This is a genomic window from Halopseudomonas pertucinogena, assembly GCF_014646575.1.
Taxonomy (GTDB): Bacteria; Pseudomonadota; Gammaproteobacteria; order Pseudomonadales; family Pseudomonadaceae; genus Halopseudomonas; species Halopseudomonas pertucinogena.
In genome coordinates this window covers 88177-104424 of the sequence record NZ_BMNN01000005.1, presented here as the reverse complement: position 1 = coordinate 104424, position 16248 = coordinate 88177, and the positions used below count along the sequence as shown (strand labels likewise).

At 62.7% G+C, this 16248-nt stretch carries 11 protein-coding genes; 3 read left to right on the top strand and 8 right to left on the bottom strand.

Going from position 1 to position 16248, the window contains the following annotated elements:
* Window positions 1-219: 219 nt before the first annotated feature.
* From IEW63_RS11470 to IEW63_RS11435, 8 genes are all read right to left on the bottom strand, one after another.
* Window positions 220-1827 (bottom strand): AAA family ATPase, encoded by a 1608-nt coding sequence (locus IEW63_RS11470; protein WP_188636774.1) that lies wholly within the window; start codon window positions 1825-1827, stop codon window positions 220-222.
* Window positions 1827-2906: a 3-dehydroquinate synthase gene (gene aroB, locus IEW63_RS11465; protein WP_188636773.1), complete on the bottom strand. Its 1080-nt coding sequence runs from the start codon at window positions 2904-2906 to the stop codon at window positions 1827-1829. The genes IEW63_RS11470 and aroB overlap by 1 nt, the downstream gene beginning before the upstream one ends.
* 65 nt (window positions 2907-2971) lie before the next feature.
* Window positions 2972-3487 carry a shikimate kinase AroK gene (aroK, locus tag IEW63_RS11460; RefSeq protein WP_188636772.1) on the bottom strand — a complete coding sequence of 172 codons (516 nt, stop codon included), beginning with the start codon at window positions 3485-3487 and terminating at the stop codon, window positions 2972-2974.
* Window positions 3488-3492: 5 nt separating this feature from the next.
* A complete protein-coding gene (locus IEW63_RS11455; RefSeq protein WP_188636771.1) occupies window positions 3493-5679 on the bottom strand; it encodes a type IV pilus secretin PilQ in 2187 nt (728 codons plus the stop codon).
* 57 nt (window positions 5680-5736) lie between these two features.
* On the bottom strand, window positions 5737-6270 hold the full coding sequence (locus IEW63_RS11450) for a pilus assembly protein PilP (protein WP_188636770.1): 534 nt from the start codon (window positions 6268-6270) through the stop codon (window positions 5737-5739).
* Window positions 6267-6890: a type IV pilus inner membrane component PilO gene (locus IEW63_RS11445; RefSeq protein WP_188636769.1), complete on the bottom strand. Its 624-nt coding sequence runs from the start codon at window positions 6888-6890 to the stop codon at window positions 6267-6269. The genes IEW63_RS11450 and IEW63_RS11445 overlap by 4 nt, the downstream gene beginning before the upstream one ends.
* The gene (locus IEW63_RS11440; RefSeq protein ID WP_188636768.1) at window positions 6887-7465 is read right to left on the bottom strand and encodes a PilN domain-containing protein; all 579 of its coding nucleotides are present in this window, start codon (window positions 7463-7465) and stop codon (window positions 6887-6889) included. The genes IEW63_RS11445 and IEW63_RS11440 overlap by 4 nt, the downstream gene beginning before the upstream one ends.
* A complete protein-coding gene (locus tag IEW63_RS11435) occupies window positions 7465-8529 on the bottom strand; it encodes a pilus assembly protein PilM (RefSeq protein ID WP_188636767.1) in 1065 nt (354 codons plus the stop codon). The genes IEW63_RS11440 and IEW63_RS11435 overlap by 1 nt, the downstream gene beginning before the upstream one ends.
* 185 nt (window positions 8530-8714) lie before the next feature.
* Between IEW63_RS11435 and IEW63_RS11430 the strand changes: the two genes are divergently transcribed.
* The 3 genes from IEW63_RS11430 (at window position 8715) to IEW63_RS11420 (ending at window position 16224) form a co-directional block, all read left to right on the top strand.
* On the top strand, window positions 8715-11114 hold the full coding sequence (locus IEW63_RS11430; protein WP_188636766.1) for a penicillin-binding protein 1A: 2400 nt from the start codon (window positions 8715-8717) through the stop codon (window positions 11112-11114).
* A 134-nt stretch (window positions 11115-11248) separates the two neighbouring features.
* Entirely contained in the window at window positions 11249-12940 is a 1692-nt protein-coding gene (locus IEW63_RS11425; RefSeq protein WP_188636765.1) for an AMP-binding protein, read from the top strand.
* Complete coding sequence (locus IEW63_RS11420; RefSeq protein WP_188636764.1) at window positions 12940-16224, top strand: acetyl-CoA carboxylase family protein; 3285 nt, start codon at window positions 12940-12942, stop codon at window positions 16222-16224. Before IEW63_RS11425 ends, IEW63_RS11420 begins: the two co-directional genes overlap by 1 nt.
* The last annotated feature ends 24 nt before the right edge of the window (window positions 16225-16248 follow it).

The window sequence follows — 16248 nt, the reverse complement described above, 5'->3', positions numbered from 1 at the left end:
AATGTCGTCACCAGGAAAGCATTTTTTAGTTTACACGATCCGTTTTGAACCAAAAAAGGGCATAAGAGGGCACTCTGCCCTCCAATGGTGCAAAGAACGGCTCAGAATGGGGAATGAAAAGAATGCGGAGTATCTTGAAGCGACGGGAGCGGTCGGCCTTCGCGCCCCGGATAGCCGGGACGCAAAGGCGTGATCAGCGCAACGAGCGGGAAGTGAAGATCAGCGCAGGGACTGCTGAATGCTGGCCATGCTTCGTGGCCACGGGTTCTGCTTCTGCAGCGCCGCTGGCAGCGCGGCGATGCCCTGCATCGCCTGCGTGCGAGTACTGTAGGCCCCTTGGGTGACTACAAACCACGGCTTGCCTTCATGTTCGGTTTCGAACAGACCGAGATCAGCCACACCGGCCTGGCGGCTGACAAACTCCAGGGCAGCCTGACGCGATCGGGTGCCCAGCAGCTGCAGGGCATATTCTGTCGCTGGACGCTCCCGGTACCAGCCGGCCTTATGATACTGCCCCGCGCCTGCCTGGCCAGCGCCCGTCGCAGCCGCCGCAGGGGGCGTCACCGGGGCTGGCGGCGGCGCGTCAGCGGCCACGCGTGCGGTTTCCTGCTCAGCTGCAGGGGCTGACGGCTCGGCTGGCTCAGCCGGTTCAGTGGAAGGGTCCGGTGCACGCTCTGCCTGGGCCGCCGGAACCGGAGAAGGAGCCTCCACCAGCTGAGGAGCATCCCGCTGTGGCGGCTCGGGCAAGGCTACCGGTGCGGGCAGTTCGCCCTCTGCTGTGGCCGCAGGTGCACGGGTCACCTGCGCGGCTGCCAGCGGCTCGCCATCCGGCTCCTCGACTATGCGCTCCAGCGCACTGGAGGAATCTCCCGGCATCTGCAGAACAGGCGCTCGGGCGCTATCGGTCACATCTACCGTGGCAACCTGGTCGGGCAGAGTCAGAACCGTACGGGTCGGCTCCGGCTCGTCCCCTCCCATCATCCAGGCAATCCCGACACCCGCGCCAACCAGTACCAGCGCGACCAGCGAGCGCACCGGCAATACCACACCGCGCGGGCGCTCGGCACGCAGGGGTTGCTGCACCTCCTCCAACATCACCTGGCGTGCGACACGGTTGATATCTGCGGGCCAGCCTGCGCTCTGCTCATGGATACGCGCGACCTGCCCATCATCCAGTAATTCGATGCCCTGCCCGGCGGCCTCCAGGCGCTGGCTCAGGTAGCCGCGGGTTTCTTCCAGGGTAAGCGGCTGCAACTCGACCAGATGCAGCCAGGCACTGTCACCGGGTAGTTCCACCGCTTCCAGCGCGGCAACGATGGTCTCCTCGGCGAACAGGAACACCCGGGGCGCGGCGCGACCGGACTGGCTCAACTCGGCCAGCATCTGCACGGCCTCCTGCTCCAGGTGATGCGCATCATCAATCACCAGATAGAGCTGCATCCCGGTAGCATGCAACTGCTCTGCCCGTTCGAGCAGCGACGGCATGTCGGAACAGCCCATGGCCTGGCATATCAGGCGCTCCAGTCCCGCTGCGTCGGCATATTCGCGGCCGGAGCTGACCACGCACTGAACCTTGTCCCGGTTGCAGCTGGCGACCATGGCCTGACGCAAGAGCGTCTTGCCTGCCCCCTCCGGCCCTACCACCACCTGCAGCTGCTCGGAAAAATGAGCCATGTGATGCAGCTGGGCCAGGACCGGCTTGCGGCCAGGCGTGAAGAACCGGAACCCTGCCGGACGCGGAACAAAGGGATCATGTTGCAACTGATAATGCAGGAGAAACTCTTCGGCATCTGCCATGTCATCGACTTCCATCGCCGTACGCCCCATCACTGACCCACCCCGGCCAGAATCCCGTCCAGTACCGCCGCCTCGAAATCAGCAGTCACCACTGCCTCCCCCAATTGCCGCAGCAATACCAGACGCAGCTGCCCGTCGAGTACCTTCTTGTCTACTGCCATCAGTTGCCTGAAGTCATCTGCCAACATCCCGCGCGGGGGAGCGGTCGGCAGCCCGGCTCTGGCAATCAGATCAATGCCTCGCCGGCAATCCTCAGCCGGCAGCCAGCCCAGCTCGCGGGACATTTCCAGCGCCATGACCATGCCGGCCCCCACTGCCTCGCCGTGCAGCCAGGTACCATACCCCTGATGCGCCTCGATGGCGTGTCCGAAGGTATGTCCAAGGTTGAGGATGGCTCGCACACCGCCTTCGCGCTCATCGGCCGCGACGACTTCAGCCTTGATGGCGCAGGAGCGGGCGATGGCTTCGGTAATCAGCGCCGGGTCCAGCTTACGCAGCGACGGCATGTGCTCCTCAAGCCAGGCGTGAAAACCGCTGTCTCGGATCAGGCCATATTTGATGATCTCGGCAAGCCCGGCGCTGACCTCCCTGTCGGGCAGCGTTTTCAGGCTGTCGGTATCGATCAGCACCGCCCTGGGCTGGTAGAAGGCGCCGATCATGTTCTTACCAGCAGGATGGTTGATTCCGGTCTTGCCACCCACCGAGGAGTCGACCTGGGACAGGAGCGTGGTGGGAATCTGGATGAAGTCGACGCCCCGCTGATAGCAGGCTGCAGCGAAACCCGTCATGTCACCGACCACCCCTCCCCCGAGTGCAATCAGCGTGGTTCGACGATCATGGCGCGCGTTCAGCAGCGCATCGAAGATCTGCTGCAGGGTAGACCAGTTCTTGAATGCCTCGCCGGTGGGCAGAATCACTGGCAGCAGCGAATAACCGGCCAGCGTCTGGCACAGGCGCTCGAGGTAGAGGGGAGCAACGGTGTCATCGGTGACGATGCATACCTGCTTGCCGGCAATGTGCGGAGCGAGCAGATCGATCTGGTCGAGCAGGCCGGCGCCTATATGGATGGGATAACTGCGATCATCGAGATTAACGGTCAATTGCTGCATGGAACTCTCCCTGACAATGCCGCTAGGATACAACAGTCGCGCCTCTGACGGGCACAAAGCGGATATCAGTCGGACTCGCGTTCCAGCTGGGCAACGATGGTGTTGACGACGACCTTGGGGCCGCGCTGGTCGGTATCTATCACCAGATGGGCGATTTCACGATAGAGGGGTTCGCGCCTTTCCATGAGCTCACGCAGGACCTTTTCCGGGTCGGCCGTCTGCAACAATGGCCGCTGGCGGTCCTTGGCTGTTCGTTGCAGCTGCTGTTCAACGCTGGTGCGCAGGTAGACCACCAGACCGTTGGACGCCAGCGCCCTGCGATTGGCCTCACGCATGACGACACCGCCGCCGGTGGCAAGAACGATGCCTCGCTCCTGCACCAATTCGGAGATCATGGCTTCTTCACGTTGCCGGAAGCCCTCTTCCCCTTCCACATCGAAGATCCAGGGAATGTCGGCTCCGGTTCTGGCTTCGATCTCCCTGTCGGAATCCTTGAAGGGATAATGAAGCTCCTTTGCCAGCAGGCGCCCGATGGTACTCTTTCCTGCCCCCATCGGGCCTACCAGAAACACATTACGCAAAGGGATTACCTGGCAAGACTGATAGCTCCGTTGTTGATGATACGGGGGGTCAGGAATACCAACAGCTCGGTCTTGCTCTCGAAGCTGATATCCCGACGGAAGGCTCGACCTACCACCGGCAGGTCTCCCAGGAAAGGCACCTTTTCCTGACTCTTTTGCGATTCACTGGAAAATACCCCACCGATCACAATGGTCTCGCCGTCGGACACAAGAATTTTGGCAGTCACTTCATTCTTGCGAATCATCGGCACACCATTCACATCGCGACTGAAGTCCGGCTCGTCCTTGGTTACGATAACATCCATGATTACCTGATTATCAGGAGTAATTTGCGGTGTAACCTCAAGCGAGAGCACAGCTTCAGCAAAGGCGGTAGTAGTCGCCCCGCTGGAGCTTGCTTCCTGGTATGGGATCTCGGCGCCCTTGAGGATCCGAGCTGTCTCCTTATCCGAGGTTACCACCTTCGGTTGGGAAATAATTTCGCCGTTACCAGAACTTTCCATGGCGGAGAGTTGCAGATCGAGAATCGCATTATCGGTGATAAAACCTATGCCAATACCTGAAGTGGCCCCGAGAACCCCCATATCAACAAAAGGCGTATTGAATGGCACCTCCGGTATTCCCAGGAAACCCGCCGTGGTACGAGACACTTCGGTCGTGCTGCCGTCCGGATTAGTCACCGTGACGGGGTTAGGATCATCAACAATTCCGATACTGCTGTTGCGCGGCTGACCACCGTAGGTATTGAACCGGCTCCCCAGATTCACGTTACCGCCCCAGCGAACACCCAGTGCCTTGTCGAAGCCGACGTTGGCTTCGACGATGCGCGCCTCGATCATGACCTGACGCACCGGAATATCCAGCTGGGTCACGATGCGGCGCAGCTCATCCAGGCGATCCTGGGTTTCCAGCGCGATGATGCTGTTGGTGCGGTCGTCGACAGTGATGGACCCGCGCTGCTCGCCACCGCTGGTGACGGAGGCAAACAGAGTGGCGATGTCCGACGCCTTGGCGTAGTTCACCTGAATCAGCTCACGGCGCAGCGGTGCCAGCTCGGCGATCTGCTTCTGGGACTCCAGCTCCTGGCGCTCGCGCGCAGCAATTTCTTCGGCCGGAGCAACCAGCAGTACGTTGCCGACCTGACGCTTGTCCAGACCCTTGGTGCGGAGCACCAGATCCAGCGCCTGGTCCCATGGCACGTTCTGCAGGCGCAGGGTGATGCTGCCCTGCACGGTGTCACTGGCGACCAGGTTGAGGTCGGTGAAGTCGGCAATCAACTGCAGGACCGAGCGCACCTCGATGTCCTGGAAATTGAGGGAAAGCTTTTCGCCGGTATAACTGAAGGCGTCAGCGCGGCGCTGTTCGACCTCGGTCTGGGTCAGCGGCTTGAAACTGACGATCAGCCGGTTGTCGGTCTGATATACCAGATGCTCGTAGAAACCGGTCGGCTCGATATTGATGGTCGCATCCGCACCGGAGGTATTTGCATTGACGAAGTTGACCGGTGTGGCGAAATCCTTCACGTCCAGCCGTACGCGCAGCTCGTCAGGCAGCTCGGTGGAAGGGAACACCAGCCGCACACGGCCGCCCTGCTCCTGCACATCCACGCGGATGGATGGATCCGACAGATCAATGATGACGTTGCCTTCGCCCTGCTCGCCACGCTGAAAGTCGAGACTGCGGATGGCACGGGCACCGGTGACAGCCGCCGGGCTGGATACCGCCGGCTCATCCGCTCCACGCCAGGCGCTTCTGCTGGCCTGGGACTGGCTGCCAGTTGCGGTTGGCGCCGCTGCGGTATAGCCGGGCGCCTCACCGGCGCCGACCAGAATATACAGATTGTTACCCTCGGCCCGGGTAGCGTAAGGGGCCAGATCGGTCAGATTGATGATCAGGCGGGTACGATCATTCGCTTCGACAACTGTTACGCTGCGGGTATTGCCCAGGCCCAACTCGCGATTGCGCTCGCCCAGACGGTTCTTGACACCCGGCAGGTCGATGGCGATACGCGCAGGCTGATCGATGGTGTAGCCTTTCGGCGCAGCGGTTACCGGCTCGTCGAAGGTCAGCTTGAGTTCTACCCGCTCCCCGGGCAGCGACGCCACATCAAGCTTCTGAAGGTCTGCGGCCAGGGCCAGCGGGCTGAGCAGCGCAAGCACGGCTGCTAATGAAAACTTCCTGGTTAGAGGCATTTGATTGCGTTCCACGCGCGACTGTTTACAGTTCATGTTATCTCTCCCTGGTTGACCTTATCCGCGCTCAGGCAAGCTGAGGGTTCGCGGTCGCTCCAACCAACCACCTTCACCATCCGGGACTATCTCAACGACATCGACACGACCTTCCTCGATGCTGGTGACCCGGCCGTGGTTGCGGCCCAGGTAGTCGCCGATCTTGACTCGATGCACGCTGCCCGCACCGCGGATCAGCGCCTGCATGCCTTGTTGATTGCTGAGCACGCCGACCATTTCGAAGCCTTCGATATTGAAGCCTTCGAGGAATTGTCTCGGGCGGTCCTCATCCGGTTTTATATCCTGCGAACCACGCTCGCGCTGCGACAGGTCGATACGGACCGGTGGCTGGAACGGGCTGCGCAGGGAACTGGCACTGTAGGTGAATGCCTCATAGGGTCTGACCTGGGGCAGCGGCTCGATGGCCCCCGCCGGTCGCGCCCTGGTTTCTTCCATGAACACCTGCAGATCATTGAACTCGTTGCTGCCGCAGCCGGCGAGCAGGCTCGCACCCACCACCAGCACGGCACCCGCGAACGGTCTGAATACGCTCATTGCTGACCTCCCGCTTCGTTGTAACGGTAGGTCTTGGCGACGATGTTCATCTTCAGCAGATCAGGATTGCCGGCACTGATCGGCTCGATATCGAAGTCGTGCAGCGTGACGATGCGCGGCAGGCCGGCGACGCTGCTGACGAAGGTGGCGATATCATGGTAGTTGCCCTGCACCACGATGTGGATCGGCAGCTCGATATAGAATTGCTGGGCCACTTCCGGCTGCAGCGTGATGGACTCGAACTCCAGGCCGCTGTTGAGACCCATCTGGGTAATATCCTCAAGCAGACCGGGAACCTCGGTGTCGCTCGGCAGTTGCTTCAGCAGGGTGCCGAAACGCTCCTCGATCTCCACCAGCTGTGCCTTGTAGGCTTCCAGATTGGCAGCCTTGAAGGACTTGTCCGCAAATTCCTTGCGCAGGGTCACTTCCTGGCCCTCGGTCCGCTCCAGGCGGGCCTGCAGATCCTTGAGATGGAAGTGATAACCGAGGAACAGCAGCACCGCGAATACCACGACGGCGACGATGACCTTCAGTGCTCCCGGCCAGGACCCGATATTGTTGAAGTCAAGGTCGTTGATATCGACCTTCTTCAGACTCTCCATGGATTGAGCAAAACTCATTGCTGCTGTTCTCCCTCAGCGGCTTCCGCGCCCGGCTCGGTCTGACGGACCGACATCTCGAACACGTTGGCCTGATCCAACGCTCCCTGGGTGACCGCCTTCACCGCAGTCAGGTTCGGCGCCGTCAGCCAGTCAGAAGCATCCATCTGACGCATCAGGTTGGATACCCGGCTGTTCGACTCGGCACCGCCCTTGATATTCACTACCGACCCCTTCATGTTGACGGAAGTGAAATACACGCCATCGGGCATGGTACGCACCAGCTCATCGAAGACCCGCACGATGATCGGACGGTTGCCCTGCAGGTCCTGGATGATCTTCATCCGGTCCAGCAGTTGCGTTCGACGCGCCTGCAGCTGTTCGATTTCCTTGATGCGGCCATCCAGCAACTGGATTTCCTTGCGCAGGAAGTCGTTGCGTGCGTTCTGGTGGTCGATCTTGCCGTTCAGATTGCGGTCGGCCAGGAAAACCAGCAGCCCGGCAACGATCACTATCAGGACAAGAATGGAGAGAAACTGCTTCTTGCGCTCTTCCCTGAGCTGCTCGCGCCAGGGTAACAGGTTAATGCGAGCCATCAGTCGAAACTCCTCATTGCCAGACCACAGGCGATCATCAGCGCCGGCGCGTCATTGCTCAGCGCAACTGCGTTCACCTTGTTCGAGAGGGTCATGTTTGCAAAGGGGTTTGCCACCAGCGTGGCAGTGCCGAGCTTCTGCTGAACCAGCTGATCCAGCCCCGGAATCGATGCGGTACCCCCTGCCAGCAGGATGTAGTCGACGTCGTGGTACTGCCCCCCGGCGAAGAAGAACTGCAGCGAACGGGATACCTGCTGGACCACCGCTTCCTTGAACGGGCGCAGCACTTCGGCTTCGTAGTCGTCCGGCAGACCGCCCTGCTTCTTGGCGAGACCGGCCTCCTCCTGGGACAGGCCGTAGCGGCGCTGAATCTCGTCGGTAAGCTGCTTGCCACCGAACAGTTGCTCGCGGGTGTAGATGGTGCGGCCACCGCTCAGCACGCTGAGGGTCATCATGGTGGCGCCGATGTCGATGACCGCAATGGTCATGTCCTCGGCGTTACCGTCGAGCTGATCGATGACCAGTTCACAGGCCCGCTCCATGGCATAGGCTTCGACTTCCACCACCTTGACGTCGATGCCCGCCAGCGCCAGGGCGGCTTCGCGGATATCCACGTTTTCCCGACGGCAGGCGGCAAGCAGCACCTCGACGCGATCGGGGTTGCGCGGCGCGACGCCCTGCACCTCGAAGTCGATGGCCACTTCATCAAGGGGATAGGGAATGTACTGATCGGCTTCCAGCGCGATCTGTTCTTCCATCTCGTTGTCATCGAGACCGGCGTCCATCTCGATGATCTTGGTGATCACCGCGGATCCGGCTACCGCCACCGCCGCCTGTTTCAGCGGCGTGCGCGAGCGGGCCAGAACCTTTTCCAGGGTCTGACCGACGGCTTCGAGCTCGACGATATTCTTTTCTGCCACCGCACCGGGGGGGAGAGGTTCAACCGCATACGCTTCCACCTTGTAGCGGTTCCCTGTTCTGCTGAGTTCCAGCAACTTCACTGTCGTGGAGCTGATATCGATACCCAACAGCGTGTTCGATTTTTTCTTGAGGAGCCCTAGCACAAGCCAATTTCCTATCAGCATCCGCCACTTACGGGCGGTTCGTATTTGACCACATTAAATAACAGTCCTTGTCCCAGCGCAAATGGCTAATTGGAAAAAAAAGAGCTTATAATGCGGACTGTTAACCCGTTCTCAACCCTTCATCCGTAAACAGTTTCATTTAACAGGGAAATGATCAATCCCTCATGCGCCTTCTAATTGTTCTTTTCTGGCTGCTGGTTGCCGCAGCAAGTGGTCCGCTGCTCGTCCTTAGCGGCGTTGCCCTGGCCCTCAGCCCCAGCCTTCCAGATGTAGATACACTGCGCGATGTCAAATTGCAAACCCCTTTGCGCATTTACAGCAAAGATCACAAGCTGATCGCCGAATTCGGTGAAATGCGTCGCCTGCCCATCAGCTTCGAGCAGATTCCCCAGGGGTTCATCGACGCCCTGCTGGCTGCCGAGGACGACAACTTTCTCCACCATCACGGGGTCGATCCGGTCAGCCTGCTGCGGGCTGCCAGTGAACTGGTGAGCACCGGGCAGATTCAGACGGGCGGCAGCACCATCACCATGCAGGTGGCGAAGAACTTCTTTCTCACCAGCGACCGGGTATTCTCGCGCAAGCTGAACGAGATCCTCCTGGCGTTGCAGATCGAGCGTCAGCTGAGCAAGCGCGAGATCTTCGAGCTGTATGTGAACAAGATATATCTGGGCAATCGCGCCTATGGTATCGAAGCGGCCGCACATGTCTATTACGGCAAGCCCATTGCCGAACTCCCGCTGGCCGAGCTGGCGATGATCGCCGGCCTGCCGAAGGCGCCCTCCGCCTTCAATCCGGTAGCCAACCCCGAACGCGCCCGCATCCGCCGTGACTGGATCCTGTCGCGCATGCTGCAGTTGGGCAGCATCGATCAGGCTACCTACGAGGAAGCCATTGCCGCTCCGGTCAGCGCACGCAATCACGGCGCCAATCCCGAGCTTGAAGCGCCCTATGTAGCGGAAATGGCCCGCCTCGAGATGATCGAACGCTTCGGCACCGCCGCCTATACCGACGGCTACCACGTCTACACGACTGTCGACAGCAAGCTGCAGGAACAGGCCAACCGGGCGCTGCGCAAGGGGCTGATCGATTACGACCGGCGTCATGGCTACCGCGGCGCGGAAGCCAATCATGCGGATGTCGCCCCTGCGGAATGGCCGCGCCTGCTGCGCGGCTATCCGAGCCTCGGCGGTCTGCGCGCGGCGATCGTCAGCGAAGTGGGTGCACAGGGAGCCAGCATCGTTCTGCGCAATGGCGAGACCAGCACCATCGCCTGGGAGGACATGCGCTGGGCCCGTCCCTATCTGAGCGCCAACAGCATGGGGCCCCAGCCGGGCAAGCCGGCCGACGTGGTGCAGCCCGGCGATGTGATCCGGGTGCAGTCAGCCGGCGAGCCCGGCAGCTATGTGCTTTCCCAGCTTCCCCAGGCCCAGAGCGCACTGGTGAGCCTGTCGCCGCAGGACGGCAGCATAGTGGCCCTGACCGGTGGCTTTTCCTTTCTGCAGAGCAACTACAACCGGGTAACCCAGGCCCGACGCCAGCCCGGCTCGGCATTCAAGCCGTTTCTCTACAGCGCGGCGCTGGATCATGGTTATACCCCTGCCAGCCTGACCAACGATGCCCCCCTGGTATTCAATGACGGTCATCAGGAAGAGGACTGGCGCCCGCGCAACTCCGGCGGCGACTTCCTCGGCCCCATCCGCCTGCGTGAAGCGCTGTACCGCTCGCGCAACCTGGTTTCGGTGCGCCTGATGATGGACATCGGTGTAGACGAGGCACTGACCTATATCGAACGCTTCGGCTTCAGCCGCAGCGATCTGCCGCGCCATCTTTCCTCCTCGCTGGGCACACCCGAGCTCACCCCGCTGCAGATGGCCGTCGGCTATGCCCTCATCGCCAACGGAGGCTATGCAGTCAGCCCCTGGCTGATCGAGCGCATCGAGGACGCCGAGCAGAACGTGATCGACTTCACCCGGCCGGTGGTCACACCGGAAGCCGCTCCGGCACAGCAGGCGCGGATCAACGCCTACAGCGGGCTCACCACGGATGAGGCACTGCCCCAGCCGGAACTCGCCGAGCAGGTCATCGACCCGCGCACTATCTATCAGCTCAACAGCATGCTGCAGGACGTGATCACCCGTGGCACCGGCTCCCGCGCACGGGCGCTGAATCGCCAGGATCTGGCAGGCAAGACGGGCACCACCAATGACCAGAAGGACGGCTGGTTCGCCGGTTACAACGGCGATTATGCGACCGTTGTCTGGGTAGGGTTCGACCAGCCGTCGCCGCTGGGCAGGCGCGAATACGGCAGCACCACCGCACTGCCGATCTGGACCGACTTCATGGCGGCCGCGCTGGAGGGGCGTCCCGAGCACAGTCAGCCGCAGCCCGAGGGGCTGGTGAGCGTGCGCATCGACCCCTACACCGGGCGCAGCGCCCGCCCCGGTACACCGGGCACACTGCTTGAGATCTTCAAGGAAGAAGACATGCCACCCTCCTACAGCGAACTGGAGATTGGCGGCTACAGCACCGAGGATGCCCTCACCCCGCTCGAACTGTTCTGACCTCCCACCCGCTGCGCAGCGGGTGCACCCATCGTGACTGATTCTGCGCCATTCGCCTCGGCAATCATGCTGTCATTGGCGTGAAAGCGCTTTAATGTCGTCTGCATACCGACAAGAACAATGCAGGTGACCACATGCACGAGCGCGACTACCTCGACCGACTTCGCGAACTGCAACAGGCCGTCTGGCCGACCGGCCAGCCCCGGGAACCCCAGTACCCGCTGGGCCAGCGCCCCCTCACCCACTACCTGAAGCACTGGGGGCAGAGCGTCCCGGACAAGCCCGCCGTGCGCTTCTACGGGCACGACCTGAGCTACGCCGAACTCGATGACCTGAGCAGCCGCTTCGCCACCTTGCTGCTGGATAAAGGCGTGCAACCCGGCGACCGGGTGGCCGTGTATCTGCCCAACTGCCCGCAGCTGCATATCGTCTTCTACGGCATCCTCAGGGCCGGCGCCGTGCACTGCCCGGTCAGCCCGATGGCCACACCGATGGAGCTGGCCTACCAGTTGAAGGACTGCGGCGCCCGGGTCATCGTCAGCTTCGATCAGCTGCTGCCGGCAGTGCGCCAGGTAGCCGAGGAATACCGGCTGCGCCTGCTGATCAGCACCAGCCTCTCGGAATTATGCCCGGCTGAGCCGCCCTTTGCCGTACCCGATCTGCTGCTGGCACCCAAAGTGCCGATCACCGACACTATCGATCTGCTGCCCGCGCTGGCAGATATCGAGCCGCGCACCGATCTGCCCGAGCCCATGCTGGACGAGATTGCCGCGCTGAATTACACCGGCGGCACCACAGGTCTGCCCAAGGGCTGCATCCATACCCATGGTGACATGCTCTACACCTGCGCCAGCTTCCTGCCAGCCGCACTGGGCCTGGACAGCGAGCGAGTCAGCCTCAACTTCATGCCCGAATTCTGGATCGCCGGCGAGAACGCCGGGCTGCTGTTTCCGGTGTTCGGCGGCACCACCCTGGTGTTGCTGGCCCGCTGGGACGCACTGGCGTTCATGGGCGCCGTGCAACACTACCGGGTCAATCACACCGGGCTGCTGGTCGACAGCGCAGCGGAGATTCTCGATCACCCGCAGCGCAACGAGTTCGACCTCAGCTCGCTGCAGGTCACCAGTTGCGTGTCCTTCATCAAGAAACTGACCCCCGAGTACCGCCGCCGCTGGCGCGAGCTGACCGGCTGCACCCTGTTCGAGACCAGTTTCGGCATGACCGAGACCCACACCTGCGACACCTTTACCGCCGGCTTGCAGGAGGGCGATTTCGACCTGAAATCCGCACCGACCTTTGTCGGCCTGCCGGTGCCCGGCACCGAATTCAAGGTCTGCGATTTCGATACCGGCGCACTGCTGCCGCTGGGCAGCGAAGGTGAGCTGTGCGTGCGCTCGCCTTCCCTGCTCAAGGGCTATTGGAACAAACCCGAGGCCAGCGCCGAGGCGCTGCGCGACGGCTGGCTGCATACCGGCGACAGCGGCGTGATCACCGAGCAGGGGTTTATCCGCTATCTGGGGCGGCGCAAGGAGATGCTCAAGGTCAACGGCATGAGCGTGTTCCCGGCGGAGCTGGAAGCCATGCTCGGTCAGCACCCCGACATTACCGCCTCAGCGGTGATCGGTCGGCCGGACCCGCGTCGCGGCGAAAGCCCGCTGGCCTTTGTCGTGGCCAGACCCGGCAGCGGCCTGAGCACCGACAGCCTCGCCGCCTGGTGCCGCGAGGTCATGGCCAGCTACAAGGTGCCGGAACTCCGCCTGGTCGACTCCCTGCCCATGACCGCCACCGGCAAGGTCAAGAAGAATGAACTCAAGGAATGGATCTGATGCCCTTCAAACGTCTGCTCATCGCCAACCGTGGCGAGATTGCCATTCGCCTGGCCCGGGCCGCCGCGGAGCTGGATATCCCAAGCGTCGCGGTGTATTCGGAAGATGATGCCCAGTCCCTGCACCTGCGCAAGGCTGACACCGCCGTTGCCCTGCAAGGGCGCGGAGCTGCCGCCTACCTGGATATCGAACAGCTGGTCGCGCTGGCCCGGGAACACGGCTGCGATGCCGTCCACCCCGGTTACGGCTTTCTCAGCGAGAGCGCGGAATTTGCCCGCGCCTGCGCGGCAGCCGATATCACCTTCATCGGCCCCGATCCGGGAGTACTGGACTGCTTCGGCGACAAGGCCAGCGCCCGGCGGCTGGCCGAGGAACAGGATGTGCCGCTGGTGCAGGGCACCAATCAGGCCACCAGTGTGGAACAGGCTCAAGCGTTCTTCGCGCAGCTGCCTCCGGGCAGCGCGGTGATGCTCAAGGCCCTGGCGGGCGGCGGCGGCCGGGGCATGCGGGTGGTGCAGGATCCGGCGCAACTGGAGGAGGCCTTCACCCGTTGCAGTTCCGAGGCCCGGGCGGCCTTCGGCAGTGGTGAGCTGTATATCGAACGGCTGATCCGCCGCGCCCGGCATATCGAAGTACAGATTGCCGGAGATGGCCAGCAGGTTGTTCACCTGTGGGAGCGCGACTGTACCCTGCAGCGCCGTCACCAGAAGTTGCTGGAAGTGGCACCGGCGCCCGGCCTGGCCCCGCGGTTACGCGAGCAGATGCTCGATGCCGCGGTAAAACTGACCAGCGCGGCGGGCTATCGCGGTCTGTGTACCGTGGAATTCCTGGTGGATGAGGACAGCGGCGACTTTGTATTCATGGAGTCCAACCCGCGCATCCAGGTCGAGCACACGGTCACCGAAGCCGTCACCGGACTGGATCTGGCCCAATTGCAGATCCGCCTGGCCGCCGGTGCCACTCTGGCCGAGCTGGGTCTGACCCAGCAGCAGGTGCCCGCTCCCCGGGGCTTTGCCGTACAGCTGCGCATCAACCTCGAAGCCATGCAGGCCGACGGCAGCGCTCGCCCCAGCGGTGGCACCCTCAGCGCCTACGAGGCCCCGGGCGGGCACGGCGTACGAGTGGACGGCTACGGTTACAGCGGCTACACCACCAACCCCGGATTCGATTCCCTGCTGGCCAAGCTCATCGTGCATGCCGATGCGGACTACCCGGCGGTGCTGCGCCGCGCCTACCGAGCCCTGTGCGAGTTCCGCCTTGAAGGCGTGACCAGCAATCTGCATTTTCTGCAGAATCTGCTGCAGCATCCCGAGGTACAGGCCAACCGGGTCACCACCGGTTTTATCGAAACCCATGCCGGCGCGCTCACCGGTGCCAGCGACAAGCCCCACCCCCATCTGTTTGCGCAAACCAGCCCCCTCAGCCAGGCCAACCGCCCGGCCGGGCACCAGCCCCCCGCAGGCAGCCAGGCGCTGAACACACCGGTGCAGGGCGTACTGGTCAGTCTTGACGTTCAACCTGGCGACAGCGTCAGCGTTGGCCAGCAGATCGCCGTGCTGGAAGCGATGAAGATGGAGTTCGTGGTCAGGGCCGAGTGCAGTGGCACCATCCGCGAACTGGCAGCCCTTCCGGGGGATAACCTGTTCGAAGGCAGTCCGCTGGTATTCATCGAAGCCACCGGCGACAGCGCCGACCAGCAACTCAGCGAAGAACAGATCGACCTGGAACATATCCGCGCCGACCTCCTGGAAGTGCTGGAGCGCCGGGCCCAGCTCACCGACGAACGGCGCCCGGAGGCCGTTGCCCGGCGCCGCAAAACCGGCCAGCGCACCGCCCGGGAGAACCTCGCCGACCTGCTGGATGAGGGCAGCTTCATGGAGTACGGCGGCTTCGCCCTGGCCGCCCAGCGCACCCGCCGCAGCCACGAGGACCTGCTGAAGATGAGCCCGGCCGACGGCCTGATCGCTGGTATCGGTACGGTGAATGCCACACTGTTCGGTGCCGAGGCCGCCCGCTGCATGGCCATGAGTTACGACTACACGGTATTTGCCGGCACCCAGGGGGTAATGAACCACAAGAAGACTGATCGGATGCTGGAGCTGGCCGAACAATGGCGCCTGCCGCTGGTGCTCTACGCCGAAGGGGGCGGTGGTCGACCAGGGGATGTGGACAAGGTCGGCGTGGCCGGCCTGGACTGTACCACTTTCATGCGCATGGCCAGGCTCAGCGGCCAGGTGCCGCTGGTCGGTGTGGTCTCCGGCCGCTGCTTTGCCGGTAACGCTGCCCTGCTCGGTTGCTGCGACGTAATCATCGCCACCCGCAACGCCACCATCGGCATGGCCGGGCCGGCGATGATCGAGGGCGGCGGTCTGGGCAGCTATACCCCCGAAGAGGTCGGCCCCACCAGCATGCAAGGGCCCAACGGGGTGATCGATGTACTGGTGGAGGATGAAGCCGAAGCCACCCGGGTAGCCAAGCAGTACCTGTCCTACTTCCAGGGCGATCTGCCCGGCGGCGAATGCACCGACCAACGCCTGCTGCGTCATCTGATTCCGGAGAACCGCCTGCGGGTCTACGATATCCGTGAGGTCATCCGCGCGCTGGCGGACACCGGCTCGGTACTGGAGCTGCGCCGCGAGTTTGCCCCGGGGATGATCACCGCTCTGGTGCGCATCGGCGGCAAGGCTTTCGGCCTGATGGCCAACAACCCCATGCATCTGGGCGGCGCCATCGATGCCGCCGGCGGAGACAAGGCCGCCCGCTTCATGCAGCTGTGCCAGGCCCATGGTCTGCCGATGGTCTCGCTGTGCGACACCCCCGGCTTCATGGTCGGCCCGGAATCGGAGCAGCAGGCCACGGTGCGCCATGTCTCGCGCATTTTCGTTACCGCCGCCAGCCTGAGCATTCCGTTCTTCACCGTAGTGCTGCGCAAGGGCTACGGGCTCGGCGCCCAGGCCATGGCCGCCGGCAGCTTCCACGCGCCCATGTTCACCATCGGCTGGCCGAGCAGCGAATTTGGCGCCATGGGGCTTGAGGGCGCAGTCCGCCTCGGGTTTGCCAAGGAGCTGGCAGCGCTGGAAGACCCGGCCGAACAGAAGGCGCTGTTCGACAAGCTGGTAGGCGAACTGTACGCCCGGGGCAAGGGCATCAGCATGGCCAGCTTCCTGGAGATAGATGCGGTGATCGATCCCGTGGAGACCCGCGATTGGCTGTTGCGCGGGCTGAACTCGACGCCGCCGGAGGCGCTGCAGGCGGGAACGAGACCGTTTGTTGATACCTGGTAGGTGGCCCAGCCTCCCATCGGGGGG

Excerpts from the sequence above, each read along its gene's own strand:
- IEW63_RS11440 (WP_188636768.1), bottom strand. The coding sequence starts at position 7,465 with ATGGCTCGCATTAACCTGTTACCCTGGCGCGAGCAGCTCAGGGAAGAG.
- IEW63_RS11430 (WP_188636766.1), top strand. The coding sequence starts at position 8,715 with ATGCGCCTTCTAATTGTTCTTTTCTGGCTGCTGGTTGCCGCAGCAAGT.
- IEW63_RS11470 (WP_188636774.1), bottom strand. The coding sequence starts at position 1,827 with ATGGGGCGTACGGCGATGGAAGTCGATGACATGGCAGATGCCGAAGAG.
- aroB (WP_188636773.1), bottom strand. The coding sequence starts at position 2,906 with ATGCAGCAATTGACCGTTAATCTCGATGATCGCAGTTATCCCATCCAT.
- IEW63_RS11425 (WP_188636765.1), top strand. The coding sequence starts at position 11,249 with ATGCACGAGCGCGACTACCTCGACCGACTTCGCGAACTGCAACAGGCC.
- IEW63_RS11420 (WP_188636764.1), top strand. The coding sequence starts at position 12,940 with ATGCCCTTCAAACGTCTGCTCATCGCCAACCGTGGCGAGATTGCCATT.
- IEW63_RS11450 (WP_188636770.1), bottom strand. The coding sequence starts at position 6,270 with ATGAGCGTATTCAGACCGTTCGCGGGTGCCGTGCTGGTGGTGGGTGCG.
- IEW63_RS11445 (WP_188636769.1), bottom strand. The coding sequence starts at position 6,890 with ATGAGTTTTGCTCAATCCATGGAGAGTCTGAAGAAGGTCGATATCAAC.
- IEW63_RS11455 (WP_188636771.1), bottom strand. The coding sequence starts at position 5,679 with ATGCCTCTAACCAGGAAGTTTTCATTAGCAGCCGTGCTTGCGCTGCTC.